Annotated in this window: 23 protein-coding genes; 17 read left to right on the top strand and 6 right to left on the bottom strand. The window is 59.3% G+C overall.

All coding sequences use genetic code 11. The features are described 5' to 3' along the window. Positions 1-46: 46 nt before the first annotated feature. The gene (locus tag HBR93_RS00460; RefSeq protein WP_057440138.1) at positions 47-502 is read right to left on the bottom strand and encodes a DciA family protein; all 456 of its coding nucleotides are present in this window, start codon (positions 500-502) and stop codon (positions 47-49) included. Between the two features lie 308 nt (positions 503-810). Here HBR93_RS00460 and secA point away from each other — a divergent pair, with 308 nt between their 5' ends. The 3 genes from secA to HBR93_RS00445 all read left to right on the top strand — a co-directional run bounded on the left by secA (position 811) and on the right by HBR93_RS00445 (position 5,883). Continuing rightward, entirely contained in the window at positions 811-3,546 is a 2,736-nt protein-coding gene (secA, locus tag HBR93_RS00455) for a preprotein translocase subunit SecA (protein ID WP_115128834.1), read from the top strand. 116 nt (positions 3,547-3,662) lie between these two features. Beyond that, the gene (argJ, locus tag HBR93_RS00450) at positions 3,663-4,880 is read left to right on the top strand and encodes a bifunctional glutamate N-acetyltransferase/amino-acid acetyltransferase ArgJ (protein WP_057960534.1); all 1,218 of its coding nucleotides are present in this window, start codon (positions 3,663-3,665) and stop codon (positions 4,878-4,880) included. 58 nt (positions 4,881-4,938) lie between these two features. Further along, positions 4,939-5,883 (top strand): Nudix family hydrolase, encoded by a 945-nt coding sequence (locus HBR93_RS00445; protein ID WP_169959667.1) that lies wholly within the window; start codon positions 4,939-4,941, stop codon positions 5,881-5,883. Positions 5,884-6,250: 367 nt separating this feature from the next. Here the strand turns inward: HBR93_RS00445 and HBR93_RS00440 are convergent, their stop codons facing one another. The 3 genes from HBR93_RS00440 to HBR93_RS00430 are packed head-to-tail and all read right to left on the bottom strand — an operon-like array spanning position 6,251 to position 9,832. Next, a complete protein-coding gene (locus HBR93_RS00440; protein ID WP_115128832.1) occupies positions 6,251-6,829 on the bottom strand; it encodes a cob(I)yrinic acid a,c-diamide adenosyltransferase in 579 nt (192 codons plus the stop codon). A gap of 2 nt (positions 6,830-6,831) precedes the next feature. Beyond that, positions 6,832-8,868 carry a HAMP domain-containing sensor histidine kinase gene (locus tag HBR93_RS00435; RefSeq protein ID WP_057960531.1) on the bottom strand — a complete coding sequence of 679 codons (2,037 nt, stop codon included), beginning with the start codon at positions 8,866-8,868 and terminating at the stop codon, positions 6,832-6,834. Between the two features lie 46 nt (positions 8,869-8,914). Further along, positions 8,915-9,832: a putative 2-dehydropantoate 2-reductase gene (locus HBR93_RS00430; RefSeq protein ID WP_169959666.1), complete on the bottom strand. Its 918-nt coding sequence runs from the start codon at positions 9,830-9,832 to the stop codon at positions 8,915-8,917. 137 nt (positions 9,833-9,969) lie between these two features. On the opposite strand from HBR93_RS00430, the gene HBR93_RS00425 reads away from it, so the two are divergent. Together HBR93_RS00425 and HBR93_RS00420 are read left to right on the top strand one after the other, a co-directional pair. Beyond that, positions 9,970-10,455, top strand: coding sequence for a YajQ family cyclic di-GMP-binding protein (locus HBR93_RS00425; protein WP_057440144.1), 486 nt, complete (start codon positions 9,970-9,972; stop codon positions 10,453-10,455). A gap of 127 nt (positions 10,456-10,582) precedes the next feature. After that, complete coding sequence (locus HBR93_RS00420) at positions 10,583-11,425, top strand: mechanosensitive ion channel family protein (protein ID WP_115128830.1); 843 nt, start codon at positions 10,583-10,585, stop codon at positions 11,423-11,425. Positions 11,426-11,600: 175 nt separating this feature from the next. On the opposite strand, the gene HBR93_RS00415 is transcribed toward HBR93_RS00420, so the two are convergent. Continuing rightward, a complete protein-coding gene (locus HBR93_RS00415) occupies positions 11,601-12,896 on the bottom strand; it encodes an OprD family porin (protein ID WP_057440145.1) in 1,296 nt (431 codons plus the stop codon). A 716-nt stretch (positions 12,897-13,612) separates the two neighbouring features. Here HBR93_RS00415 and HBR93_RS00410 point away from each other — a divergent pair. Then, complete coding sequence (locus HBR93_RS00410) at positions 13,613-14,038, top strand: HIT domain-containing protein (RefSeq protein ID WP_057441386.1); 426 nt, start codon at positions 13,613-13,615, stop codon at positions 14,036-14,038. A gap of 3 nt (positions 14,039-14,041) precedes the next feature. Continuing rightward, positions 14,042-14,248, top strand: coding sequence for a SlyX family protein (locus HBR93_RS00405; protein ID WP_057441383.1), 207 nt, complete (start codon positions 14,042-14,044; stop codon positions 14,246-14,248). Positions 14,249-14,330: 82 nt separating this feature from the next. On the opposite strand, the gene HBR93_RS27115 is transcribed toward HBR93_RS00405, so the two are convergent. Next, on the bottom strand, positions 14,331-14,933 hold the full coding sequence (locus tag HBR93_RS27115) for a cold-shock protein (protein ID WP_057441381.1): 603 nt from the start codon (positions 14,931-14,933) through the stop codon (positions 14,331-14,333). A 407-nt stretch (positions 14,934-15,340) separates the two neighbouring features. On the opposite strand from HBR93_RS27115, the gene HBR93_RS00395 reads away from it, so the two are divergent. The 10 genes from HBR93_RS00395 (at position 15,341) to tolQ (ending at position 23,213) form a co-directional block, all read left to right on the top strand. Next, on the top strand, positions 15,341-15,814 hold the full coding sequence (locus tag HBR93_RS00395; RefSeq protein WP_029300319.1) for a Dps family protein: 474 nt from the start codon (positions 15,341-15,343) through the stop codon (positions 15,812-15,814). Between the two features lie 192 nt (positions 15,815-16,006). After that, complete coding sequence (locus HBR93_RS00390) at positions 16,007-16,357, top strand: ribbon-helix-helix domain-containing protein (RefSeq protein WP_057441379.1); 351 nt, start codon at positions 16,007-16,009, stop codon at positions 16,355-16,357. Positions 16,358-16,519: 162 nt separating this feature from the next. Beyond that, the gene (locus HBR93_RS00385) at positions 16,520-16,741 is read left to right on the top strand and encodes a zinc ribbon domain-containing protein (RefSeq protein WP_057441377.1); all 222 of its coding nucleotides are present in this window, start codon (positions 16,520-16,522) and stop codon (positions 16,739-16,741) included. Positions 16,742-16,851: 110 nt separating this feature from the next. Next, a complete protein-coding gene (gene aspS / locus HBR93_RS00380; RefSeq protein WP_057960524.1) occupies positions 16,852-18,627 on the top strand; it encodes an aspartate--tRNA ligase in 1,776 nt (591 codons plus the stop codon). A gap of 135 nt (positions 18,628-18,762) precedes the next feature. Then, positions 18,763-19,509 carry a YebC/PmpR family DNA-binding transcriptional regulator gene (locus tag HBR93_RS00375; RefSeq protein ID WP_038442836.1) on the top strand — a complete coding sequence of 249 codons (747 nt, stop codon included), beginning with the start codon at positions 18,763-18,765 and terminating at the stop codon, positions 19,507-19,509. Between the two features lie 154 nt (positions 19,510-19,663). Continuing rightward, positions 19,664-20,188 carry a crossover junction endodeoxyribonuclease RuvC gene (ruvC, locus tag HBR93_RS00370; protein ID WP_024077147.1) on the top strand — a complete coding sequence of 175 codons (525 nt, stop codon included), beginning with the start codon at positions 19,664-19,666 and terminating at the stop codon, positions 20,186-20,188. 63 nt (positions 20,189-20,251) lie between these two features. Beyond that, positions 20,252-20,863, top strand: coding sequence for a Holliday junction branch migration protein RuvA (gene ruvA / locus HBR93_RS00365; RefSeq protein ID WP_057441376.1), 612 nt, complete (start codon positions 20,252-20,254; stop codon positions 20,861-20,863). Continuing rightward, entirely contained in the window at positions 20,864-21,922 is a 1,059-nt protein-coding gene (gene ruvB / locus HBR93_RS00360) for a Holliday junction branch migration DNA helicase RuvB (protein WP_029300308.1), read from the top strand. Between the two features lie 138 nt (positions 21,923-22,060). Next, positions 22,061-22,516 carry a tol-pal system-associated acyl-CoA thioesterase gene (gene ybgC / locus HBR93_RS00355; protein ID WP_057441374.1) on the top strand — a complete coding sequence of 152 codons (456 nt, stop codon included), beginning with the start codon at positions 22,061-22,063 and terminating at the stop codon, positions 22,514-22,516. A 1-nt stretch (position 22,517) separates the two neighbouring features. Beyond that, a complete protein-coding gene (gene tolQ / locus HBR93_RS00350) occupies positions 22,518-23,213 on the top strand; it encodes a protein TolQ (RefSeq protein WP_029300305.1) in 696 nt (231 codons plus the stop codon). Positions 23,214-23,230 lie beyond the last annotated feature (17 nt).

The raw sequence follows: 23,230 nt of genomic DNA, 5'->3' as shown, positions 1-23,230 counted from the left end.
CCATCCAGGTCTATGCAACCCAATGGGGGAGCGGGCTTGCCCGCTCTCAGGTCTTGGGCTTGGCGTGACTGGCCAGGCGCTCCAGCGCTGCGCGCAACTTCGGATCTGTAATCCCGTCTGCCGTCGCCTGGATGGTTTCGGCGGCATTCACCGACAAATCCATGGTATGCCCCACCGCACCTTGTTGCACGGTCGGTGGCTGGACCTTGAACTGGATGCGCTGCAGGCTCTCAAATACCTCAAATGCCTGTAGCTGGCGCTGCAAGCGTTTTTGTTGGTAGCGCAGGCGGGTTGCCCAATGCCCATCGGTGACGATCAGCAGCAGCGTACCTTCACGCCACGACGCCACATGACAGTGTTCGCGGGCAGCAGGTTGCAGTTGGCTTTCCAGGAGGCGTTGCAGATGGCCCAGGCGTTGCGCATGGCCAAAGATGGCTTTTAAAGGCTTGGCTTCGCGCAGCAACACGGCGGGAGCACGGGCCGTAAGAGGGCGAAATGCCATGATCTAGACACCTTAGGTAACAGAGCCGCCATGGTAGCAGAAAGCGTGTGCGGCACCGTGGTCATTGCTTTGTCAGCAGTTTATCCATTAAATCAATAAGTAACTTCTCACTCGAATGGGTTGAAGTTCAGCAAAAAGCCCCTATTTTAAACAAGCCCTCTGGGAACGCTGTGCCTGCATCGTGGAACAACGCCACTTTCCTCACCCTCGTTTCCGGGTAGAATGCTCGTTCGCATGCGGCCGTGAGGGCTGCTCGGGCGACTCACGGGGCGCCCCTTCATCCCTAATGTGTGGAAGAACCTGCCGATATGTTTGCGCCTTTGTTAAAGAAACTTTTTGGAAGCAAGAATGAGCGCGAAGTCAAACGCATGCTCAAGACGGTGCAGCTGGTCAATGCCTTCGAAGAGCAGATGGTTGCTTTGTCGGACGAGCAATTGCGCGCCAAGACCGAAGAGTTCAAGGCCCGCATAGCCAAAGGTGAGACCCTCGACAAACTGCTGCCTGAAGCCTTTGCGGTCGCCCGCGAAGCCGGTAAGCGGGTGATGGGCATGCGCCACTTCGACGTCCAGTTGATCGGCGGCATGACCCTGCATGAAGGCATGATTGCCGAAATGCGCACCGGTGAAGGCAAGACCCTGGTGGCAACCCTGGGTGTTTACCTCAACGCACTGTCCGGCAAGGGCGTGCACGTTGTGACGGTGAACGACTACCTGGCCCGCCGGGACGCCAACTGGATGCGTCCGCTGTATGAATTCCTCGGCCTGACCGTTGGAGTCGTGACGCCGTTCCAGCCGCCGGAAGAGAAGCGTGCCGCCTACGCCGCCGACATCACCTACGGCACCAACAACGAATTCGGTTTCGACTACCTGCGCGACAACATGGCGTTCAGCATGGAAGAAAAGTTCCAGCGCGAACTCAACTTTGCCGTGATCGACGAAGTCGACTCCATCCTCATCGACGAAGCCCGTACCCCGCTGATCATCTCCGGCCAGGCCGAAGACAGCTCGCGCCTGTACACCGAAATCAATAAACTGATCCCGCGCCTTGAGCAACATATCGAGGAAGTGGAAGGCGTGGTGACCAAAGAAGGTCATTACTCCATCGACGAGAAGACCCGTCAGGTCGAACTCAACGAAGCCGGTCACCAGTTCGTCGAAGAAATGCTGACCCAGATCGGCCTGCTGGCTGAAGGCGAAAGCCTGTACTCGGCGCACAACCTGGGCCTGTTGACCCACGTGTATGCCGGCCTGCGCGCCCACAAGCTGTTCCATCGCAACGTCGAATACATCGTTCAGGACGGCCAGGTGGTACTGGTCGACGAACACACCGGCCGTACCATGCCCGGTCGTCGTTTGTCCGAAGGCCTGCACCAGGCCATCGAAGCCAAGGAAGAGCTCAATATCCAGGCCGAGAGCCAGACCCTGGCCTCGACCACCTTCCAGAACTACTTCCGCCTGTACAACAAGCTGTCCGGCATGACCGGTACTGCGGATACCGAAGCGTTCGAATTCCACCAGATCTACGGTCTGTCGGTGATGGTTATCCCGCCGAACAAGCCGCTGGCGCGTAAAGACTACAACGACCTGGTGTTCCTGACCGCCGACGAGAAATACGCGGCCATCGTCGCCGACATCAAGGAATGCATGACCCATGGCCGTCCGGTCCTGGTGGGTACTGCCACCATCGAAACCTCCGAGCACATGTCGAACCTGCTCAACAAGGAAGGTATCGAGCACAAGGTCCTCAACGCCAAGTTCCACGAAAAAGAAGCCGAGATCATTGCACAGGCCGGTCGCCCAGGCGCGCTGACCATCGCGACTAACATGGCCGGTCGTGGTACCGACATCCTGTTGGGCGGCAACTGGGAAGTGGAAGTGGCGTCCCTGGACAACCCGACCCCTGAGCAGATCGCCCAGATCAAGGCCGACTGGCAGAAACGCCACCAGGCAGTGCTGGAATCCGGTGGTTTGCAGGTGATCGCGTCCGAGCGTCACGAATCGCGTCGTATCGACAACCAACTGCGTGGCCGTGCCGGTCGCCAGGGTGACGCCGGTTCCAGCCGCTTCTACCTGTCCCTGGAAGACAGCCTGATGCGCATCTTCGCCTCGGATCGGGTGAAGAACTTCATGAAGGCCCTGGGCATGCAGTCCGGCGAAGCCATCGAGCACCGCATGGTGACCAACGCCATCGAAAAGGCCCAGCGCAAGGTCGAAGGTCGTAACTTCGACATTCGTAAGCAACTGCTGGAGTTCGATGACGTCAACAACGAACAGCGTAAAGTGATTTATCACATGCGTAACACGTTGCTGGCCGCCGACAACATTGGCGAAACCATCGCCGACTTCCGTCAGGACGTGCTCAACGCCACCGTCAGCGCCCATATCCCGCCACAGTCCCTGCCTGAGCAGTGGGATGTTGCCGGCCTGGAAGCGGCGTTGAAGAGCGACTTCGGTGTCGATCTGCCGGTCCAGCAATGGCTCGACGAAGACGACCACCTGTACGAAGAAACCCTGCGCGAAAAACTGATGGCCGAACTGCTGGCCGCGTATAACGAGAAAGAAGAGCAAGCCAGTGCCGAAGCACTGCGCACCTTCGAGAAGCAAATCGTTCTGCGCGTGCTGGACGACCTGTGGAAAGACCACCTGTCGACCATGGATCACCTGCGTCACGGTATCCACCTGCGCGGCTACGCCCAGAAGAACCCGAAGCAGGAGTACAAGCGCGAGTCGTTCACGCTGTTCTCCGAGTTGCTGGATTCGATCAAGCGCGATTCGATTCGTGTGCTGTCCCACGTTCAGGTGCGTCGCGAAGACCCGATCGAAGAAGAAGCCCGTCTGCGCCAGGAAGCCGAAGCCCTTGCCGCGCGCATGCAGTTCCAGCATGACGAAGCACCGGGTCTTGAAGCACCTGAAGTGCTGGGCGAAGAAGTCGACGTGGCCCTGGCCCAGGCGCCGGTGCGCAACGAGCAGAAGCTGGGTCGCAACGAGCCGTGCTGGTGCGGTTCGGGCAAGAAGTTCAAACACTGCCACGGCGAAATCAACTAAGATTTTTGCCTGACGCTGCAATACCCCCGCGCCGCGACCGGCATCAGCCGTCGCGGCGTTTTGCCATTTAATCACCGTCGACGACGACGGTGCAGACATCGTTAAGGAGCGCATTCATGGCTGTTGGTCTTGGTCCTTTGCCCACGTTGCACCCGGTTGCCGGTTTTGAACTCGGTATCGCTTCGGCCGGCATCAAACGCCCTGGGCGCAAAGACGTGGTGGTGATGCGCTGTGCCGAAGGCTCGACCATCGCCGGTGTTTTCACCCTGAACGCGTTTTGCGCCGCGCCCGTGATCCTCGCCAAGCAACGCGTCGAAGGCCCGGTACGTTACCTGCTGACCAACACCGGCAATGCCAACGCCGGCACCGGCGAACCAGGCCTGGCCGCTGCCGCGCGCACCTGCGCCAAGCTGGCGGAGTTGACCGGCGTGGACGCCAGCCAAGTGCTGCCGTACTCCACCGGGGTGATCGGTGAGCCACTGCCCGTGGAAAAAATCGAAGGCGCCCTGCAAGCCGCGCTGGACGACTTGTCGGTGGATAACTGGGCGGCCGCGGCCACCGGGATCATGACCACCGACACCTTGCCCAAGGGCGCCAGCCGCCAGTTTGTGCATGACGGCGTGACCGTCACCGTGACAGGTATCAGCAAAGGCGCGGGCATGATCCGCCCGAACATGGCGACCATGCTCGGCTACATCGCCACCGACGCCAAAGTCTCCCGTGACGTGCTGCAAAACCTGATGCTTGATGGCGCCAACAAGTCGTTCAACCGCATCACCATCGACGGCGATACCTCGACCAACGACTGCTGCATGTTGATTGCCACCGGCAAGGCCGATCTGCCGGAAATCACCTCGTCCAACGGCCCGCTGTTCGCGGCGTTGAAGCAGGCGGTGTTTGAAGTGTGCATGGAAGTGGCCCAGGCCATCGTGCGTGACGGCGAAGGCGCGACCAAGTTCGTTACCGTTGAAGTCAACGGCGGCGGTAATCACCAGGAGTGCCTGGATGTGGGTTACACCGTGGCCCACTCGCCATTGATCAAGACCGCGCTGTTTGCGTCCGACCCGAACTGGGGCCGGATCCTCGCGGCGGTTGGCCGTGCCGGCGTACCGAACCTGGATGTGAGCAAGATCGACGTGTTCCTCGGCGATGTGTGCATCGCCAGCCGTGGCGCCCGTGCCGAGACCTACACCGAAGCCCAGGGCTCGGCGGTGATGCAGCAGGAAGAAATCACCATCCGTATCGAGTTGGGGCGCGGTGAGTGCAGCGAAACCATCTGGACCACCGACCTGTCCCACGAGTACGTGAAGATCAACGCCGAATACCGTACTTGATACCTGCCCGGGGCATTGGCAATGCCCCGGCAGGCGCCGGCTTAGAGGACGTAAAACCGTGAAACGAGTTCATGTAGCAGCCGCAGTCATTCGCGGTACCGATGGCCGGATTCTGTTGGCCCGTCGTGCAGATACCCAGCACCAGGGCGGCCTCTGGGAGTTTCCCGGTGGCAAGGTGGAGGCCGATGAGTCGGTGCTCACCGCACTGGGGCGAGAGCTGCAGGAAGAATTGGGTATCCAGGTCACCACGGTCCGGCCGTTGATCCAGGTACAGCATGATTACCCGGACAAGCAGGTGTTGCTGGATGTCTGGGAGGTCTCGGCGTTTACCGGCGAGCCCCACGGCGCGGAAGGGCAGCCCCTTGAATGGGTGGCGCCACGGGACTTGCAGAACTACGAGTTTCCCGCGGCCAATGCGCCCATCGTTGCTGCTGCCCGTTTGCCCGCCGACTACCTGATCACCCCAGGCGAACTGGAAACCCCGGTGCTGTTGCGTGGTATCCAGAAAGCCGTTGCCGGTGGTATCAAACTGATCCAGTTGCGTGCGCCCAATGGCTACGACCCCAAATACCGCGACCTGGCGGTGGACGCCGTAGGCCTGTGTGCTGGCAAGGCGCAATTGATGCTCAAGGGGCCGTTTGAATGGCTCGGTGATTTCCCGGCTGCTGGCTGGCACATGACCTCGGCGCAACTGCGCAAATACGCGAGCAAGGGCCGACCGTTGCCCAGGGACCGCTGGTTGGCGGCGTCTTGCCACAATGCCGAGGAACTGGCATTGGCCGAACTGATGGACGTGGATTTTGTCACTCTGTCGCCGGTGCAGCCGACCCAGACTCACCCTGATGCGCAGCCTCTGGGTTGGGAAGAGGCGGCGCAGTTGATCAAGGGCTTCAGCAAACCGGTGTTTCTGTTGGGCGGGGTTGGGCCTGACGAGCGGGAGAAGGCCTGGGAGAGCGGGGCGCAGGGTGTGGCGGGGATTCGGGCGTTCTGGCCTGAGGTGTGAGTTGTCATTGCTGGCCCCATCGCAGGCAAGCCAGCTCCCACATTTGAATGTATTCACAAATCAAAATGTGGGAGCGGGCTTGCCCGCGATGAGGCCCAGTCAAACAATACAAAACCCGCAGAATTTCAGTGCGGCTTAGCCGCCTGCCACAAAATCCCCACATTTGAATGTATTCACAAATCAAAATGTGGGAGCGGGCTTGCCCGCGATGAGGCCCAGTCAAACAATACAAAACCTGCAGAATTTCAGTGCGGCTTAGCCGCCTGCCACAAAATCCCCCACACTTGAATGTACTCACAAATCAAAATGTGGGAGCGGGCTTGCCCGCGATGAGGCCCTGCCAAACAATACAAAACCCCGCAGAGTCTCAGTGCGGCTTAGCCGCCGCCTGCCACAAAATCTCCGCAATCCCTTGCCTCCGGGCAATCACCCTTGCTGCCACAAATAGCAAATCCGATAGCCGATTGATATACGCCAATCCCACCCCTTCCAACGGCTCCAGCGCATTCAGTTGCTGGCAGCGCCGCTCGGCGCTACGGGCCAGGCTGCGGCACACGTGGGCCTGGGCAATCAGCGCCGAACCGCCGGGCAGGATGAAGTTCTCCAAAGGCCCGACTTCTTCATTCCAGCGATCAATCGCGGCTTCCAGGCGGTCCACCTCGCCCGCATTGAGCGCCTTGTAGACCGGCATTGCCAGCTCGCCACCGAGGTCAAACAGTCGATGCTGGCAGGGTGTTAGTACCTCGATCACATCGTTCAGTGCGGGATGCTGGCCGCTTTGCTCCTCAAGGCCGGCCAACAGCAGGCCCAGTTGGCTGTTGAGGCTGTCCACTTCACCGATCGCCTCCACCCGGGGGTGATCCTTGGGCACGCGGCGGCCATCACCCAGGCCGGTTTCGCCCTTGTCGCCGGTACGGGTGTAAATTTTCGACAGGCGAAAGCCCATGGTCAGTGCTCCAGTTGAGTCAGTTCGTGGGGGGCAAGCTGGCTGCCGGCCAGTGGCAGGCGCAAGGTGAAACAGGTGCCCTGGCCCAGGGTGGAGTGAACCTCCATCTGGCCCTTGTGGTTGTTGGTGATGATGAAGTACGAGACCGACAGGCCCAGCCCCGTGCCCTGGCCGATTTCCTTGGTGGTGAAGAACGGTTCGAACGTGCGTTTGCGCACGTTCTCACTCATGCCGATGCCATTGTCTTCCACCTGGATCTCGGCCCAGGGTGGGTTGAGCCGGGTGCGCAGGATGATGCGCCCCGGCTCGCTGTCGTCTTCGCGCAGGTGGATGGCCTGGGCGGCGTTTTTCAGCAGGTTGAGCAGGACCTGCTCCAATTCGTTGGCGGTGCCCGGCACGGGGCCCAGCAATGGGTCGAACTGGCGGATGATCGCCTGGCCCTTGAAGTCGAAGCCGATGGTCAGGTCGAAGTCGTTACCGGCAATTTCCACGGCCTGGTCAATCAGGGCCGGCAGGTCGCAAGGCGCCATCTGACGGTTGCTGCGGCGGCTGAAACTGAGCATATGGGTGACGATTTTCGCTGCACGGGCCCCGGCTTGCTGGATGCCGTCGAGCAGCTGCGGTACTTCGCGGCTTTGCAGGTAGCGGTTGACCGTTTCCAGTTCCACGCCCACCTGCTCGGCATGCTCCTGGTTTTTCGGCAGGTCCGCCGACAGGCGTCGCCGAATGTTCTGCACGTTGTGCAGGATTGCCCCCAACGGGTTGTTGATTTCGTGGGCCATGCCTGCGGCGAGCCCACCGACTGACAGCATTTTCTCCGATTGCACCATCATTTCTTCCAGGGACAGGCGCTGGGTAATGTCGTCGATACGGATCACCACCCCGCGCCCGGCGCCACCCATCAGCGGGTAAAAGGTCAGGGCATAGTGCTTGGGTTCGTCGTCTTTGATCCAGGTAACGCGCTCGATGCGCTCCACCGTGTGCTGCTCTACCGTGGCCTTGAGCTGGGGCAGATAGGGCTTGAGCGGTTCGAAGGCGAGGAAGATCGGCTGGTTCAGGGCTTCATCCAGGCGCGTGCCGGACAGGGCGCTGGCTTCCTGGTTCCATTGGGTGACGTAGAGCTGCTCGTCCAGGGCAATCAGGGCGGAGGGCATGGAGTCGATGATGCTGTTGAGATAGTTCTGAAAGCCGGTGAGTTTTTTCTCGATCTTGCTGCGAACCTGCACTTCCAGTTCCAGCTTGCGGTTGGTATGCCGGGTTTCCTCGGCCAGACCCTGGGCCTGGTCGTAGGCGGCCTGGGAGTCGTCCCGTGCGCGCTTGAGTTGCTGCTCCCGGGCTTCGATACGCGACAGCATGGTATTGAACGCTTCGGCCAGGCTGCCGATTTCGTCATGGTTGCCGCGACCGGCCCGCAGGGCGTAGTTCTCCTCGCGGGTGACCTGGCGCGACAACTCTTCCAACTCGTGGATGGGCCGGGTAATCAGGCGTTTGATCTGCCGGGCGATCACCATCCACAGCAGGATGCTGAAAATCAGGATGCCGAGGCTGGCGGTCAGGGTGCCGGTGTAGAAGGCGACTGGCAGTTCGCTGCTGGCCACCAGCAGCAGATGCCCTGAGGGCAGGCCGGGGCGGGGCAGGGTGATGACTTGATTGCTGCGAAACTCGGTAACCCGCCACGCCTCGATGTCGCGATAGTGCGCCGGCAGTTGCAGGCGATCACCGTGTTGCAGTTGCGCCAGGCGACTACCTTCGCCGTCATACAGGGCCGCCGCCCGCAGTGGCGAATAGCTGGTCAGCTCGTTGAGCAAGGCATCGGCGTTGGCGGGAGAGTCCAGAGCTTGCGCGGCGAGGGCGGGGTTGGAAACCAGCCGGCCAATTGCCTGCAAGGCTTGCGGGGCCATGCTTTCCTGGGAGATCCAATAGGCGGCGCTGATAAAGGTCAGGTTGGCCACCAGCAGCACGGTGGTCAGCAGTACCAGCAGGGCCGCCAGCAGTTTCTGCCCGACGGGGAGGTTTTCGAGACGCTGGCGCAGTGGCATCAGGTGGTTCGCAGGCAAGGATCCAGTTGGCAGGGTAGCGCGTGCCTCAGTCGCTGGGCAATCCGTGTGCGTCCAGGTAGCCGGCCAGGCGTACCTGCAGTTGTTGCAGATGCGGCAGGCTCAAACGATGGCGCAAGGCCGCCTGGCAGGCATGGCCGAGCAGATAGCTGATCTCGGTGCGCCGCCCGTTGGCCACATCCTGGTACATCGACGAGAAGTTGGCCGCTGTCGCCTGGATCACCCGCTCCACTTCGGCCTGCAGATTCTCGGCCGCCGCGGGCTGGCCGCAGCACGTCAGCAGCTCGCCGAGCTCGGCACACAAGGTCGCCACCTCGCAGTGATGCGCCTGCAATCCGCCATTGCGGCATTGATAGAGCACCGTCAGTGGATTGATCGCACAGTTGAGTGCCAGTTTTCGCCAGAGCCGCGTGAGGATCTCGGTGCTCCACTGGTGGGGAATGTCGGCAGCGTGCAGGTCGTCCAGCCACAGCGGCGCCGTGGGATGGCTGGCGTCACCGAGCCAGGTGAAGCCGTGGCCGGCGAATACCACGCTGCCATCACTTTGCCGAAACGCACCCTCGGTGCTGGAGGCGAAGATACAGCGTGCCTGGGGCAATAGGGCGGCAACCGCATCCTGGCTGCCCAGGCCGTTCTGCAGCAGGATTACCTCGGCATTGGGTGTCAGGCGTCGTACCAGCTGTGCGACAGCGCCAGGAGCATCGTAGGCTTTACACGCGACCAGCAGGCGATCAATTGGCTCGGGGCTGTCGGATGTTTGTGCAGCCACCGGATAAGTCTGGGCATGCCCTTGCTCGACCAGGGTCAGCCCGGGAGATGCCCGATAGCGGCTCAGGCGCGCCTGATCGCGCAGGATCAGCGTGACGGGCAGGCCAGCGCGGGCCAGGCGTGTGGCCCATAATGTGCCGAGACTGCCTGCGCCGAGGACATGCCAGGTGGTGGACATCAATTTTGCTCCGTAAGCCGCTGGGTGAGCCAAGCAGCTCAGGGTAAAGAGTCGTTATAATGCCCCGGCATTTTACCCGCAAGCCAGGCGCGCTCCATCTTTACTGAGCCGCGCCCCTTTTTTATTGGAGAAACTACATGCCGTCGTTCGACGTGGTATCTGAACTGGACAAGCACGAAGTCACCAACGCCGTCGAGAACGCCGTCAAGGAGCTGGACCGTCGTTATGACTTGAAAGGCAAAGGCAGCTTTGAGTTCAAGGAAAAGGAACTGACGGTCAACCTGACCGCTGAAGCCGATTTCCAGCTGGAAGCGATGATCGAGATCCTCAAGCTGGCCCTGGTCAAGCGCAAGATTGATGTGCAGTGCCTTGAGGTCAAGGATGCCTACGCTTCGGGCAAGTTGATGAAGCAGGAAGCGGTGCTCAAGGAAGGTATCGACAAGGAGCTGGCGAAGAAAATCGTCGCTCACGTCAAGGACGCCAAGCTCAAGGTCCAGGCCGCGATCCAGGGCGAGCAGGTGCGTATCACCGGCAAGAAGCGCGACGATTTGCAGGATGCGATTGCCGCCCTGCGCGCCAAGACCTTTGATATGCCGCTGCAGTTCAACAACTTCCGCGACTGATCCGGTTTTCGGGAACCCGTAAGGGATTTCGACGTCCCACGCCCCAGAACCTGCAGAAACGATTGAGCCCTACGGGGCTCAATTGCTGTGGCGACCTTTATATGCAGTGCTAAACAGGAGAATCTAGATGGACTTGAATGCTGAAGTGGATCAATTGATCAAGGCTTCCCAAGCCTGGGTCCCGATGATCATGGAGTACGGCAGCCGGGTATTGCTGGCGGTGCTGACCCTGGCCATTGGTTGGTGGTTGATCAACAAGTTGACCCACAAGGTAGGGCGCCTGCTGGCCCTGCGCAATGCTGACCTGGCGTTGCAGGGCTTTGTGACCAGCCTGGCGAACATCGTGCTCAAAGTGATGCTGATTGTCAGCGTCGCCTCGATGATTGGTGTCGAAACCACCTCGTTCGTCGCCGCGATTGGTGCCGCGACCCTGGCCATTGGCCTGGCGTTGCAAGGCAGCCTGGCTAACTTTGCCGGTGGTGTGCTGATCCTGCTATTCCGCCCGTTCCGCATCGGTGACTGGATCGAAGCCCAGGGCACGGCGGGTACCGTCGATAGCATCCAGATCTTTCACACGGTGATCCGTACCGGCGACAACAAGACGGTCATCGTGCCTAACGGCATCTTGTCCAACGGCATCATCACCAACACCAACCGCCAACCGACCCGCAAGGTGGTGTTTGACGTAGGTGTCGACTACGAAGCCGACCTGCAAAAGGCCCGTGAAGTGCTGCTGGAACTGGCCAAGGACCCACGGGTTCTGGCGGACCCAGAGCCGGTCGCCGTGATTTCGACCCTGGGTGACAGTTCGATCACTGTTTCCCTGCGCGTATGGACCAAGACTGCAGATTATTGGGATGTGATGTTCATGTTTAATGAACTGGCGCGGGATCGCTTGAAAGCTGCAGGGATTGATATCCCATTCCCGCAGCGCGTTATTCGCGTGATGCAAGAAGCACCTGCCAAGTAATGACGGGAGCAGGGATCGAACTTGGCTGAGTGGTCAAGTTTAATCGCGGTAACAAACTAGATAGCTAGCTTGCTAGTTATTTAAGCGGTAGAAATATTAGTGCAATAAAAAGCCGCTCACTGGTTAACAGTGAGCGGCTTTTTAATTAGGGGCCGAAGCCCCTGGGCATCTTCGATTACAAGATGTTCAGCGGGTATTGCGCGATCAGACGCAGTTCGTCGATCGACGAAGAACCGTAGTAAACGCCATCAGACGAACGATAAGTCGCTTGGCGAATACGCAGGCTCAGGTCTTTGGCCGGGCCGCTCTGGATCACGTATTTGGCTTCGAGGTCACGTTCCCACTCTTTGCCGTTCGAGGTCAGGGCGGTATTGGCGCCGCTACCGGTGACGTACGCAGCCAGGAAGCTCAGGCCAGGTACACCGAAGGTGGCCATGTCGAGGTCGTAACGGGCTTTGAAGGATTTTTCACCTTCGGCGTTAAAGTCGGAACGGGCGACGGAGTTGGCCAGGAACACTGTGCCGCCACCATCAATGCCGTAACCGTAGTCGCCGTCACCGGTAACCTTCTGGGCAGCCAGGGTGAAGGTGTGTGCACCGATGGTGTAGGCACCCTGCAAGCTGAACGCACGGTTGTCGAGTTTGGTCTCGTTGTCTTTGAAGGCGCGTTGCAGGCCGGCACCGTCGCTCTTGGTGTCGTAGATGTTGAAGTCTACAGCCACCGACTGGTCATCGCTCAGAGCATGGGTCCAGTTGACGTTGGCGTAGTATTTGCGCCAGTAGTCTTCGACTTTCGAGTAGTAGAGGCTGGTGGTGAACTCAGGCGTCCAACCGTAGGTACCACCCACGAAATTGGCTTGCTTGATACCCCGGGAGGTTTCAGGGAAGTCGAGGATACTGTCCCTGTAGGTTTGCGCCTGGGCAACGCTGGAAGTGAAGTGACCGGCTTCAAGCTTGAGGTCTTTGATCTCGTTGCTGACGATCGAGATACCTTGCGGCAGCTCCGGCAGCAAGCGACTGTCGTCGGACGCGAAGACCGGCGCAGTGGTGTACTGGTCGCCGACTTTCAGCACGGTATTGGAGAGGCGGAACTTGATGGCGCCGCCGCCCTTGGAGTACTCATCCTCTGAGCGGCCATCCGAGCCTTCCGGGAACAAGCCAGTGCCATTCCGGCCTCTGCCGCTGTCCAGTTTCACGCCCAGCAGGCCGATTACGTCAACACCCACACCGATGGTGCCCTGGGTGAAACCCGATTGGTACAAACCGTTGAAGCCCAGGCCGCTTTCCCGGGTGTAGCTTGTACCCGACTTGTTGTTGCGGTTATCCCGGCTGAAGTACAGGGCGCGGGTGTTGATGCTGAAGGTACTGTCTTCGACAAAGCCTTTGGCATCATCTTGGGCGGACGCCATAGCGAACTGTGAGGTGCCTGCTGAGACAGCGAGGGCGATCATGCTCCACTTCATCACGCGCATCGTGATTTGCTCCTTTGGTTTTAGGAAGAGTACTGCCGTCCCACCTGTATTTTTGTCTGGGCGGCTCTTTCTTTTTTGTGACAGCGCAAACTTATAGCACGCTGGCAATAATTGGCGATACTTGCACATCTGTCCTTTCAGCTTCTTTACGAGGCTGTCGTAAATTGCTAGATCCATGTCGCAAATCTACAGTCTGTTTGTCACCAGACTGACAACTTCAATACTGTCTTTAATACCCTGTACAGGGGTGCAAAGTACCCTGTTCAAAGTTTTAAAACTTCCTGTAGGTGTATTGACTCACTGTTGTTTTTATCGTGAAACACTGCCTTCCTGGCAAGTGCCGTTGTCGACGATATGGGAGTGAATGCAACAAGCGTGCTCAAACTGCCGGGCAGATGTCATTTTTTCGTGAAAAATGTGTTGGATCTGTGAAAAGCGCCTGGAAACGGGGCTTTTGCGTGGTTTTTTTTGGAATTCGTGGTGCCGGCTGTACGGGATTTCGAACGCGCAAAAATACGTTTCTGTCAGAAATGTTACCGGTCCACCCTGTGGAGTGAGTAATCGGCGGATAAGCCCTGCCCGATGTAGGGCATAAAAGACTCATTTTGGTGCATCTGCCGATTGCCGCAGGTGTCGCGCGGATTGCCCCGTGAAGCAGTCGCCATTCGCAGGTATGCTGGGCGCCTGAAACTGACTAGCCGAACGGAGTGACTGCGGTGTTCGCCTTGGATCCACGTCTGCAAAACGACACCTTGCCCATCGGGGAATTCCCCCTGTGCCGGCTGCTGCTGTCCAATGACTCTAACTACCTTTGGCTTATCCTGGTGCCGCGCATTGCCGGCATCAGCGAAGTGTTCCAGCTCGACGCTGGCGACCAGTCCCGGTTGTGGCACGAAACCACCACGTTGGCACAGTTGCTCAATGACGGGTTCGGCGCCGATAAAATGAACATCGGTGCGCTGGGTAACGTGGTCAACCAGTTACATGTGCACGTGATTGTGCGCAAACGCGACGATGCGGCTTGGCCTGCACCGGTCTGGGGCAAGCACCCGGCAGTACCTTATAGCGACGATCAGGTGGCGCTGATTCGTACCCGCCTGCGGGAGCTGCTGCCGCCCGAATTCATTTTTGCCCAGGACTGAATCATGGACCTGCAAGACCGCGTGATGGACCTTGAGAGCCGCCTGGCTTTCCAGGACGACACCATCGAGACATTGAATGACATCCTGGTCGCCCAGCAGCGTGCGGTAGAGCGTCTGCAATTGCAGATGACGGCCTTGCTCAAGCGTCAGGAAGAAATGGGCGGGCAGTTCGAGTCTTCCGAGGAAGAAGCGCCACCGCCTCATTATTGAGGGTTCGGGAAAAGTCCCGGCGATAAAAAACCGCGATGCAGTGTTAGCTGCATCGCGGTTTTTTTTGAGGCTTGCTCTGGGGTCAGCGACGCGGCAGGGCGGCGATCACGTCTTCAGCTTGCAGGCCTTTGTCGCGGTTCATCACGGAGAACTCCACGCGCTGGCCTTCCACCAGGACGCGATGGCCTTCGCCGCGGATGGCCCGGAAGTGGACGAAGATATCGTCGCCCGAGTCCCGGGAAATAAAGCCGAAGCCTTTGGAGGTGTTGAACCACTTGACGGTCCCGGTATCCCGGTTGGTCATGTCGTAGTTTTGCGAGCTGGCCGGGGCAGACGAACGGTAGAAGCTGATGGCCAGGTGAAGAACGATCGCGACCACCGCAATGGCCAGGCTGAGCAGGATGGCTGGATGGCCGCCGACTTCAGGCATAGGGGCCAGGAGGGTGAGGGTTTGTACCACGACAGCCAGCACCAGCAAGGCGCTGACCAGGTTTTGCAGTTGATGGCGTGTGCCTTTGTTCCAGTAGGGAATCACTGGCGCCAGCGTCAGGTTGAGAAGGCCGAACAGAGCCAGGTACAGCGCGTCGTGTTGTTGCAGGTACGGCAGGCTTTCTGGTTGCAGGCTCGGGATAAAGGACAGCAGCAACGCTGCAGCGCCCGTTAGCAGGTGGACGATTTTCAACATTTTGATTAACTCACGTTAAGACGGATCACGAAGGAAGAGCTGACTGGCACGGTTCGCTTCTGAACAATGGGAGGCGTTGGGCACGTGCGCGATTATTCAGCCTATGCCGCTTGCCGCAGGAAATAGCGGCGGCGACACGCAGCCTATTTAACAGCAAAGCCTGTGCCTTCTCAAATCAAGCGTTTCAGGGCGTTGCAAAGATCATCGCATTTGTGCGGCAAACCCTTGTCCTAGACAGGTGCGGGTGTTTTTAACCGTGGCAGGCCTTGCCGCCCGTGGTCGAGCGCGATGCAAAGGGGCGATTTGCCGCAGGCCACCTGCGGCGGTAGGGCTGCGCAAGGCGAGGACTCTTGCTAGAGTGGGTAAGCACCTGATCAATGAATTTTCATCAATTGAAGGGAATAGACATGGCAATCGATATCGGTATCAGCGAAGAAGATCGTAAATCCATTGTTGACGGACTTTCACGGCTGCTTTCAGATACCTATGTACTTTATCTGAAAACCCATAACTTTCATTGGAACGTCACGGGGCCACAGTTTCGTACATTGCACTTGATGTTTGAAGAGCAATATAACGAACTGGCGCTGGCGGTTGACTCCATTGCCGAACGTATTCGTGCCCTGGGCTTTCCTGCGCCGGGTGCCTACTCTATCTATGCCCGTCTGTCTTCGATCAAGGAAGAAGAAGGCGTGCCCAGTGCTGAAAACATGATCAAGCAACTTGTCGATGGGCAGGAAGCCGTTACCCGCACCGCACGTGGGATCTTCCCGTTACTTGATAAAGTCAGCGATGAGCCGACTGCGGACTTGCTGACCCAGCGTATGCAGATCCACGAAAAGACCGCCTGGATGCTGCGCTCGCTGCTCGAAGGCAAGTAAGCACCGCAGGCCAGTGGTGCCTGGCAGGCGCCACTGGCTTCAGCTGATTGCTTCCTGATACCTGCGTTGGCTTGTCCTACGCACAACAACTCTCCGTCTTCTGGCTGCACTTGCCTGCTTGATGTTTTATAGGCTCAACGGCCAATAACAGCCGTTTGTTCAAGAGCCGTTTGGCAAGGGAGTGTCAGGTGTATGTCGCGTAGTACGGGTAAAGGTGTGCTGGAAACTTCCGGCGTCTACAAGATAAAGATCGACCCTTTCGTCAAAGGGTTCGATATGGCATTGGCACGGCCACTGTCGCGCTCTGTCCGGTTGAATGGTTTTTCAACATGCCTGCGGCTTGAAGAAGTGTATTGGAATATTCTTGGCGAAATCGCCAGGATCAATACCTGTTCGGTCAGTGCGTTGCTGTCCTACGTGGATCGCGAGGTGCACTTGCGTTATGGCGGGGTGAAGAATTTCAGCGGTCTGGTCCGGGTCGTGTGTGTGGTTCATGCGTTGAAAGGGCAGGCTTCAGCCGTCAATCAGGCGGGCCTTATATAGCCGGGTTAGCCGAGACCGGAGCCGCAGGGGTGTTTCTATATAGTGCGTTGCACGTTGCCACGGCTGCACAGCCTCGATTTAACGGATATAATCTCGCCCTTTGCTGCGCAACCGGCTCTACCCGGGCGCAGCGCAGCAATGACGTGATCGCCGAGACATCCCATGCCCATGTACGATTACCAATGCGCTTCCTGTGGTCACCAGTTGGAAGCCATTCAGAAGATCAGCGACGCGCCGTTGGTCGATTGCCCTGCTTGCCAGGCGCCCGAGCTGAAAAAGATGCTGTCCATGCCGGGTTTTCGCCTGAGCGGTAGCGGCTGGTACGAGACCGACTTCAAGACCGGCGCCAAGAAGAATCTGGCGGGCGGCGACAAAGCAGACTGAGTTGAACTCTACGCGCGAGCTCCTGCATTATCCGTGGCCTGACTTAAAAGGTGCGGTGTCCGAGCAGGAACTCCACCGAATTTCGAATTACGAGAAGTGAAACCACTACCATGATGCGCAGCCACTATTGCGGCCAACTGAACGAGACCCTGGAAGGTCAGGAAATCACCCTTTGCGGATGGGTTCACCGTCGCCGCGACCATGGCGGGGTGATTTTCCTCGATATCCGTGATCGTGATGGTCTGGCCCAGGTGGTATTCGACCCGGATCGCGCCGAGAGCTTCGCCGCCGCCGACCGCGTGCGCAGCGAGTACGTCGTGAAAATCACCGGTAAGGTCCGCCTGCGTCCGGCCGGTGCCACCAACGCCAACATGGCGTCGGGCATGATCGAAGTCCTGGGCTACGAGCTCGAAGTGCTGAACGAGTCGGAAACCCCGCCGTTCCCACTCAACGAGTTCTCTGACGTTGGCGAAGAAACCCGCCTGCGTTATCGCTTCCTCGACCTGCGTCGCCCGGAAATGGCCGAGAAGCTGCGCCTGCGTTCGCGCATGACCACCAGCATCCGTCGCTTCCTCGACGAGAACGGCTTCCTCGACGTCGAGACGCCGATCCTGACCCGCGCTACGCCAGAAGGCGCACGTGACTACCTGGTGCCAAGCCGTACCCACGCCGGTAGCTTCTTCGCCTTGCCGCAATCGCCACAGTTGTTCAAGCAACTGCTGATGGTCGCCGGCTTCGACCGTTACTACCAGATCGCCAAGTGCTTCCGCGACGAAGACCTGCGCGCCGACCGCCAGCCGGAATTCACCCAGATCGACATCGAGACCAGTTTCCTCGATGAAAAAGAGATCATGGGCCTGACCGAAGAAATGATCCGCAACCTGTTCAAGGAAGTGCTGGGACTGGAATTCGGCGAGTTCCCGCACATGACCTTCGAAGAGGCCATGCGCCGCTACGGTTCCGACAAGCCAGACCTGCGTAACCCGCTGGAACTGGTTGACGTTGCCGACCAGCTCAAGGAAGTCGACTTCAAGGTGTTCAGCGGCCCGGCCAACGACCCTAAATGCCGCATCGCCGCACTGCGTGTGCCAGGCGGCGCGAGCATGCCGCGCAAGCAGATCGACGACTACACCAAGTTCGTGGGTATCTACGGTGCCAAGGGCCTGGCGTACATCAAGGTCAACGAGCGCGCCAAGGGTGTTGAAGGCCTGCAGTCGCCAATCGTCAAGAACATCCCGGAAGACAAGCTCAATGTGATCCTCGATCGCGTTGGCGCAGTCGATGGCGATATCGTGTTCTTCGGTGCCGACAAGGCCAAGATCGTCAGCGAAGCCCTGGGCGCGCTGCGGATCAAGCTGGGTCACGACCTCGACCTGCTGACCTGCAAGTGGGCCCCGATGTGGGTTGTCGACTTCCCGATGTTCGAAGAAAACGACGACGGCAGCTTCAGCGCCCTGCACCACCCGTTCACCGCACCCAAGTGCACGCCACAGGAGCTGGAAGCCAACCCAGCCGGCGCGCTGTCCCGTGCCTACGACATGGTGCTCAACGGTACTGAGTTGGGCGGCGGTTCGATCCGTATCCACCGTAAGGAGATGCAACAGTCGGTGTTCCGCCTGCTGGGCATCAACGAAGCGGAACAGGAAGAGAAGTTCGGCTTCCTGCTCGATGCCCTGAAATACGGTGCTCCACCCCACGGTGGCCTGGCCTTCGGTCTTGACCGCCTGGTGATGCTGATGACCGGTGCCCAGTCGATCCGTGAAGTGATTGCCTTCCCGAAAACCCAGAGTGCTGCGGACGTCATGACCCAGGCTCCAGGTGTGGTGGATGCCAAGGCACTGCGCGAGCTGCACATCCGTCTGCGCGAGGCGCCGAAGGCTGAGTAAGGCTGCGGCGTGAAAGCGCGATAAGGTTGTACGCAGTCAAAAAGGCGCATCTTCGGATGCGCCTTTGCGTTTAAAAGAGGGAAATCTCGCCTGGGGCGGGATTGAAAGGTTTCTAGAGAATTTCGGAGTTGTGTTATGGCTGGCCATTCCAAGTGGGCGAACATCAAGCACCGCAAAGAGCGTCAGGATGCCAAAAAAGGCAAGATCTTCACCAAGTGGATTCGTGAACTGACGGTGGCTGCCCGCCAAGGTGGCGGTGATCCAGGCTCCAACCCGCGCCTGCGCCTGGCGCTGGACAAGGCCCTGGGCGCCAACATGAGTCGCGACATCATCGACCGCGCCGTGGCCCGTGGCGCCGGTGCGGCGGATACCGACGACATGGTCGAGCTGACCTACGAAGGCTACGGCCCGGGCGGCGTCGCGGTGATGGTCGAGTGCATGACTGACAACCGCAACCGTACTGCGGCGGCCGTGCGCCATGCGTTCAGCAAGTGTGGCGGTAACCTCGGCACGGATGGCTCGGTGGCCTATCTGTTCGAGCGCAAGGGGCAGATTACCTTTGCGCCGGGTACGGATGAAGATGCGCTGATGGAAGCCGCGATGGAGGCAGATGCCGACGACGTGGTGACCAACGAAGACGGCTCCATCGACGTGTTTACCTCGTTTGCCGGCTTCTACGCGGTGCGTAACGCCCTGGAAGCCGCTGGTTTCAAGGGCACCGACGCGGAAATCGTCATGCTGCCGACCACCAGTGCCGAACTGGACCTGGACGGCGCGCAGAAGGTGCTCAAGATGCTGGATATGCTTGAAGACCTGGATGATGTGCAGAACGTCTACTCCAACGCCGACATTCCAGAAGACGTGGCCGCACAGCTAGTCTGAAGGCTGGTGTAGACCAAAATGTGGGAGCGGGCTTGCTCGCGAAAGCGGTCAGTCAGTACATGCGTTGACTGAAACACCGCTTTCGCGAGCAAGCCCGCTCCCACATTGGATCTTCGCTGTATCAAAAAATGTGTTTACCCAACCTGCAGGCGTTATGACTTTAATCCTAGGTATCGACCCCGGTTCACGCATCACCGGCTTTGGCGTGGTGCAGCACACCCCGCGTGGCTGCGTCTACGTGGCGTCGGGTTGTATCCGCACTGGCGCCGGCGAGTTGGCCGAGCGTTTGCAGATCGTCTATCGCGGCGTGCGTGAAGTGATCCAGACCTACGGGCCGGTGACCATGGGCATTGAAAAGGTGTTCATGGCCAAAAATGCCGACTCGGCCTTGAAACTGGGCCAGGCGCGGGGCGCAGCCATTGTTGCCGGGGCGGAGGAGGGCATGGAAATCGCCGAATACACCGCGACCCAGGTCAAGCAGGCGGTGGTCGGTACCGGCGCGGCGAATAAAGAGCAGGTGCAGATGATGGTCATGCATATGCTCAAACTCACCTCCAAGCCACAGATCGACGCCTCTGACGCCCTGGCCATTGCCATTTGCCATGCCCACACCCGTTCCAGCCTGCTGCCCCATGGCCTTGGCACGGCACGCAGTCGTGGCGGGCGCCTGCGTCTCTGATAGCATCAGCGCAATCGTTATGGTCGGGCCTCGATCTGACCTCAAGCTTTAAGGATCTGAACCGTGATTGGACGCTTGCGCGGCACCCTGGCTGAGAAACAGCCGCCGCACCTGATTCTGGATGTAAACGGGCTGGGGTATGAGCTGGAAGTGCCTATGACCACCCTGTACCGCCTACCGTCGGTCGGTGAGCCGATAACCTTGCACACCCATCTGGTGGTGCGCGAAGACGCGCAACTACTCTATGGTTTCATCGGCAAGCGCGACCGTGACTTCTTCCGTGAGCTGATCCGCCTCAATGGTGTGGGCCCGAAACTGGCCCTGGCCTTGATGTCGAGCCTGGAAGTGGACGAACTGGTACGTGCCGTTTCGGCCCAGGACACCTCGGCGCTGACCAAGGTGCCAGGGGTCGGTAAGAAAACCGCTGAGCGCCTGTTGGTGGAGCTCAAGGACCGCTTCAAAGCCTGGGAAGTGGCGCCCAGCATGTTTGCCCTGGTGCCGAACCAGCCGGATATGCCGGCGGCCCAGGTCGCCAGTGCCGAAAGCGATGCCGTTAATGCGCTGATCTCCCTGGGCTACAAGCCGCAGGAAGCCAGCAAGGCAGTGTCGGCCATCAAGGACAAGAACCTGAGCGCTGAAGACATGATCCGCCGAGCCCTGAAGGGAATGATTTAAGTGATTGAAGCTGATCGTCTGATTGCGGCCACCGGCCCTCGCGACCGTGAAGAGGTCCAGGACCGGGCCATCCGCCCCCTGAGCCTTGCCGACTACATCGGCCAGCCCACTGTGCGTGAGCAGATGGAGCTGTTCATCCAGGCGGCGCGCGGGCGTGCCGAATCCCTGGACCATACGTTGATCTTCGGTCCGCCGGGGCTGGGCAAGACCACCCTGGCCAATATCATCGCCCAGGAAATGGGGGTGTCGATCAAGAGCACCTCCGGTCCGGTGCTGGAGCGCCCCGGCGACCTGGCTGCGTTGCTGACCAACCTTGAACCCCATGATGTGCTGTTCATCGACGAAATCCACCGGCTGTCGCCCATCGTCGAAGAAGTGCTGTACCCGGCCATGGAAGATTTCCAGCTGGATATCATGATTGGCGAAGGGCCGGCGGCGCGCTCGATCAAGCTCGACCTGCCGCCCTTCACTCTGGTCGGCGCCACCACCCGTGCCGGCATGCTGACCAATCCGTTGCGAGACCGTTTCGGCATTGTTCAACGTCTAGAGTTTTATAGCACTGCCGATCTGGCGACGATTGTCAGTCGGTCGGCAGGGATTCTCGGCTTGCCGCTGGACCCTGAGGGTGCCTTCGAGATTGCCCGTCGGGCGCGTGGCACGCCGCGGATCGCCAACCGCTTACTGCGGCGGGTGCGCGATTTTGCCGAAGTGCGGGCCAAGGGGCATATCACCAAGGCCGTGGCCGACCTGGCGCTGAACCTGCTGGATGTCGATGAACATGGCTTTGACCACCAGGACCGGCGCCTGCTGTTGACCATGATCGAGAAGTTCGATGGCGGGCCAGTGGGCGTGGACAGCCTGGCGGCGGCGATCAGTGAGGAGCGCCATACCATCGAAGATGTGCTGGAGCCGTACCTGATTCAACAGGGTTACATCATGCGCACGCCGAGGGGCCGCGTGGTCACGCGCCATGCGTATTTGCACTTTGGGTTAAACATTCCGTCACGATTGGGGGAGATGCCTGTGGTAGACGAATTCCTCGATGCAGTGGACGATTAAAAAGGTATGGCGGGTCGATTTATTCGACGTTTGTGCTGTCCTAGTGGCTGGCGTCGTCATTCTTTCGTTAGAAATGCTGCAGAGAATGAAAAACAGTTGCCTGGCCGGATTGGCAACCTGAGGAGTAAGCACTAGAGTATGCGCGCGCAAAACGGGGATCAGTCGTTCGCACATCGCTGTCGCGTTTATTACGAGGACACCGATGCGGGCGGCATCGTGTATTACGTCAATTATCTAAAGTTCATGGAGCGGGCTCGAACCGAGCGGCTACGGGAGCTGGGCTTTGCCCAATCCCAGCTGGCAGGGGAGGACCTGTTATTTGTCGTGCATTCCAGCGAGGCCCGTTACTACGCGCCGGCGCGACTGGACGATGAATTGCTGGTCAGCGCGGAAGTAATCGAATTGAACCGTGTCAGCCTGCGCTTTAAACAGCAGGTCAGGCGGGCAACGGATGCAACGCTGCTCTGTGAGGGGCAGTTCCTGGTGGCGTGTGTGCGCACCAACAGTTTGAAACCCAGGGCCATTCCCGAAACTCTACGTGCGGCCTTTGCCAACGTGAGCGGCGCGGGTCAACAATCAAAGCAGGAGATTTAGCGTGGAACCTACCGTCGTCGACCATTCCTCCATGTGGAGCCTGGTCAGCAATGCCAGTGTCGTGGTTCAACTGGTCATGCTGACCCTGGTAGCCGCATCGGTTACCTCATGGGTCATGATTTTTCAGCGCAGCAACCTGCTGCGTGCCGGTCGACGTGCCCTGGAGAGCTTCGAAGAGCGCTTCTGGTCGGGTATCGACCTGTCCAAGCTGTATCGCCAGGCGGGCAGCAACCCGGACCCGGATTCGGGCGTCGAGCAGATCTTCCGCGCCGGCTTCAAGGAATTCTCCCGCCTGCGCCAGCAGTCCGGCGTTGACCCGGAAGCCGTCATGGAAGGCGTGGCCCGTGCGATGCGCGTAGCGATCTCCCGTGAGGAAGAAAAACTCGAGCAGAGCCTGCCATTTCTGGCCACCGTCGGTTCGGTCAGCCCGTATATCGGCCTGTTCGGTACCGTATGGGGCATCATGAACTCCTTCCGTGGCCTGGCAACGGCCCAGCAAGCGACCCTGGCCACCGTGGCCCCGGGTATCGCCGAAGCGCTGATCGCCACTGCCATCGGCCTGTTCGCTGCAATCCCCGCAGTAATCGCCTACAACCGTTTCGCCGCCACCAGCGAAACCCTGATTGGCCGTTACTACACCTTCGCCGATGAATTCCAGGCGATCCTGCACCGTAAAGTGCACACCAGCGAAGAATAAGCAGGTAATTCCCAATG

It is taken from the genome of Pseudomonas sp. WS 5411 (genome assembly GCF_012985595.1).
In the GTDB taxonomy this organism is placed as follows: Bacteria; Pseudomonadota; Gammaproteobacteria; order Pseudomonadales; family Pseudomonadaceae; genus Aquipseudomonas; species Aquipseudomonas shahriarae.
Note: the sequence above shows the minus strand (reverse complement) of the source record. Positions and strands in the feature narration are given on the sequence as shown.

Coding starts and splice junctions, on each gene's coding strand:
- HBR93_RS00460 (WP_057440138.1), bottom strand. CDS start 502: ATGGCATTTCGCCCTCTTACGGCCCGTGCTCCCGCCGTGTTGCTGCGC.
- secA (WP_115128834.1), top strand. CDS start 811: ATGTTTGCGCCTTTGTTAAAGAAACTTTTTGGAAGCAAGAATGAGCGC.
- argJ (WP_057960534.1), top strand. CDS start 3,663: ATGGCTGTTGGTCTTGGTCCTTTGCCCACGTTGCACCCGGTTGCCGGT.
- HBR93_RS00440 (WP_115128832.1), bottom strand. CDS start 6,829: ATGGGCTTTCGCCTGTCGAAAATTTACACCCGTACCGGCGACAAGGGC.
- HBR93_RS00435 (WP_057960531.1), bottom strand. CDS start 8,868: ATGCCACTGCGCCAGCGTCTCGAAAACCTCCCCGTCGGGCAGAAACTG.
- HBR93_RS00430 (WP_169959666.1), bottom strand. CDS start 9,832: ATGTCCACCACCTGGCATGTCCTCGGCGCAGGCAGTCTCGGCACATTA.
- HBR93_RS00425 (WP_057440144.1), top strand. CDS start 9,970: ATGCCGTCGTTCGACGTGGTATCTGAACTGGACAAGCACGAAGTCACC.
- HBR93_RS00420 (WP_115128830.1), top strand. CDS start 10,583: ATGGACTTGAATGCTGAAGTGGATCAATTGATCAAGGCTTCCCAAGCC.
- HBR93_RS00415 (WP_057440145.1), bottom strand. CDS start 12,896: ATGCGCGTGATGAAGTGGAGCATGATCGCCCTCGCTGTCTCAGCAGGC.
- HBR93_RS00405 (WP_057441383.1), top strand. CDS start 14,042: ATGGACCTGCAAGACCGCGTGATGGACCTTGAGAGCCGCCTGGCTTTC.
- HBR93_RS27115 (WP_057441381.1), bottom strand. CDS start 14,933: ATGTTGAAAATCGTCCACCTGCTAACGGGCGCTGCAGCGTTGCTGCTG.
- HBR93_RS00395 (WP_029300319.1), top strand. CDS start 15,341: ATGGCAATCGATATCGGTATCAGCGAAGAAGATCGTAAATCCATTGTT.
- HBR93_RS00390 (WP_057441379.1), top strand. CDS start 16,007: ATGTCGCGTAGTACGGGTAAAGGTGTGCTGGAAACTTCCGGCGTCTAC.
- HBR93_RS00385 (WP_057441377.1), top strand. CDS start 16,520: ATGCCCATGTACGATTACCAATGCGCTTCCTGTGGTCACCAGTTGGAA.
- aspS (WP_057960524.1), top strand. CDS start 16,852: ATGATGCGCAGCCACTATTGCGGCCAACTGAACGAGACCCTGGAAGGT.
- HBR93_RS00375 (WP_038442836.1), top strand. CDS start 18,763: ATGGCTGGCCATTCCAAGTGGGCGAACATCAAGCACCGCAAAGAGCGT.
- ruvC (WP_024077147.1), top strand. CDS start 19,664: ATGACTTTAATCCTAGGTATCGACCCCGGTTCACGCATCACCGGCTTT.
- ybgC (WP_057441374.1), top strand. CDS start 22,061: ATGCGCGCGCAAAACGGGGATCAGTCGTTCGCACATCGCTGTCGCGTT.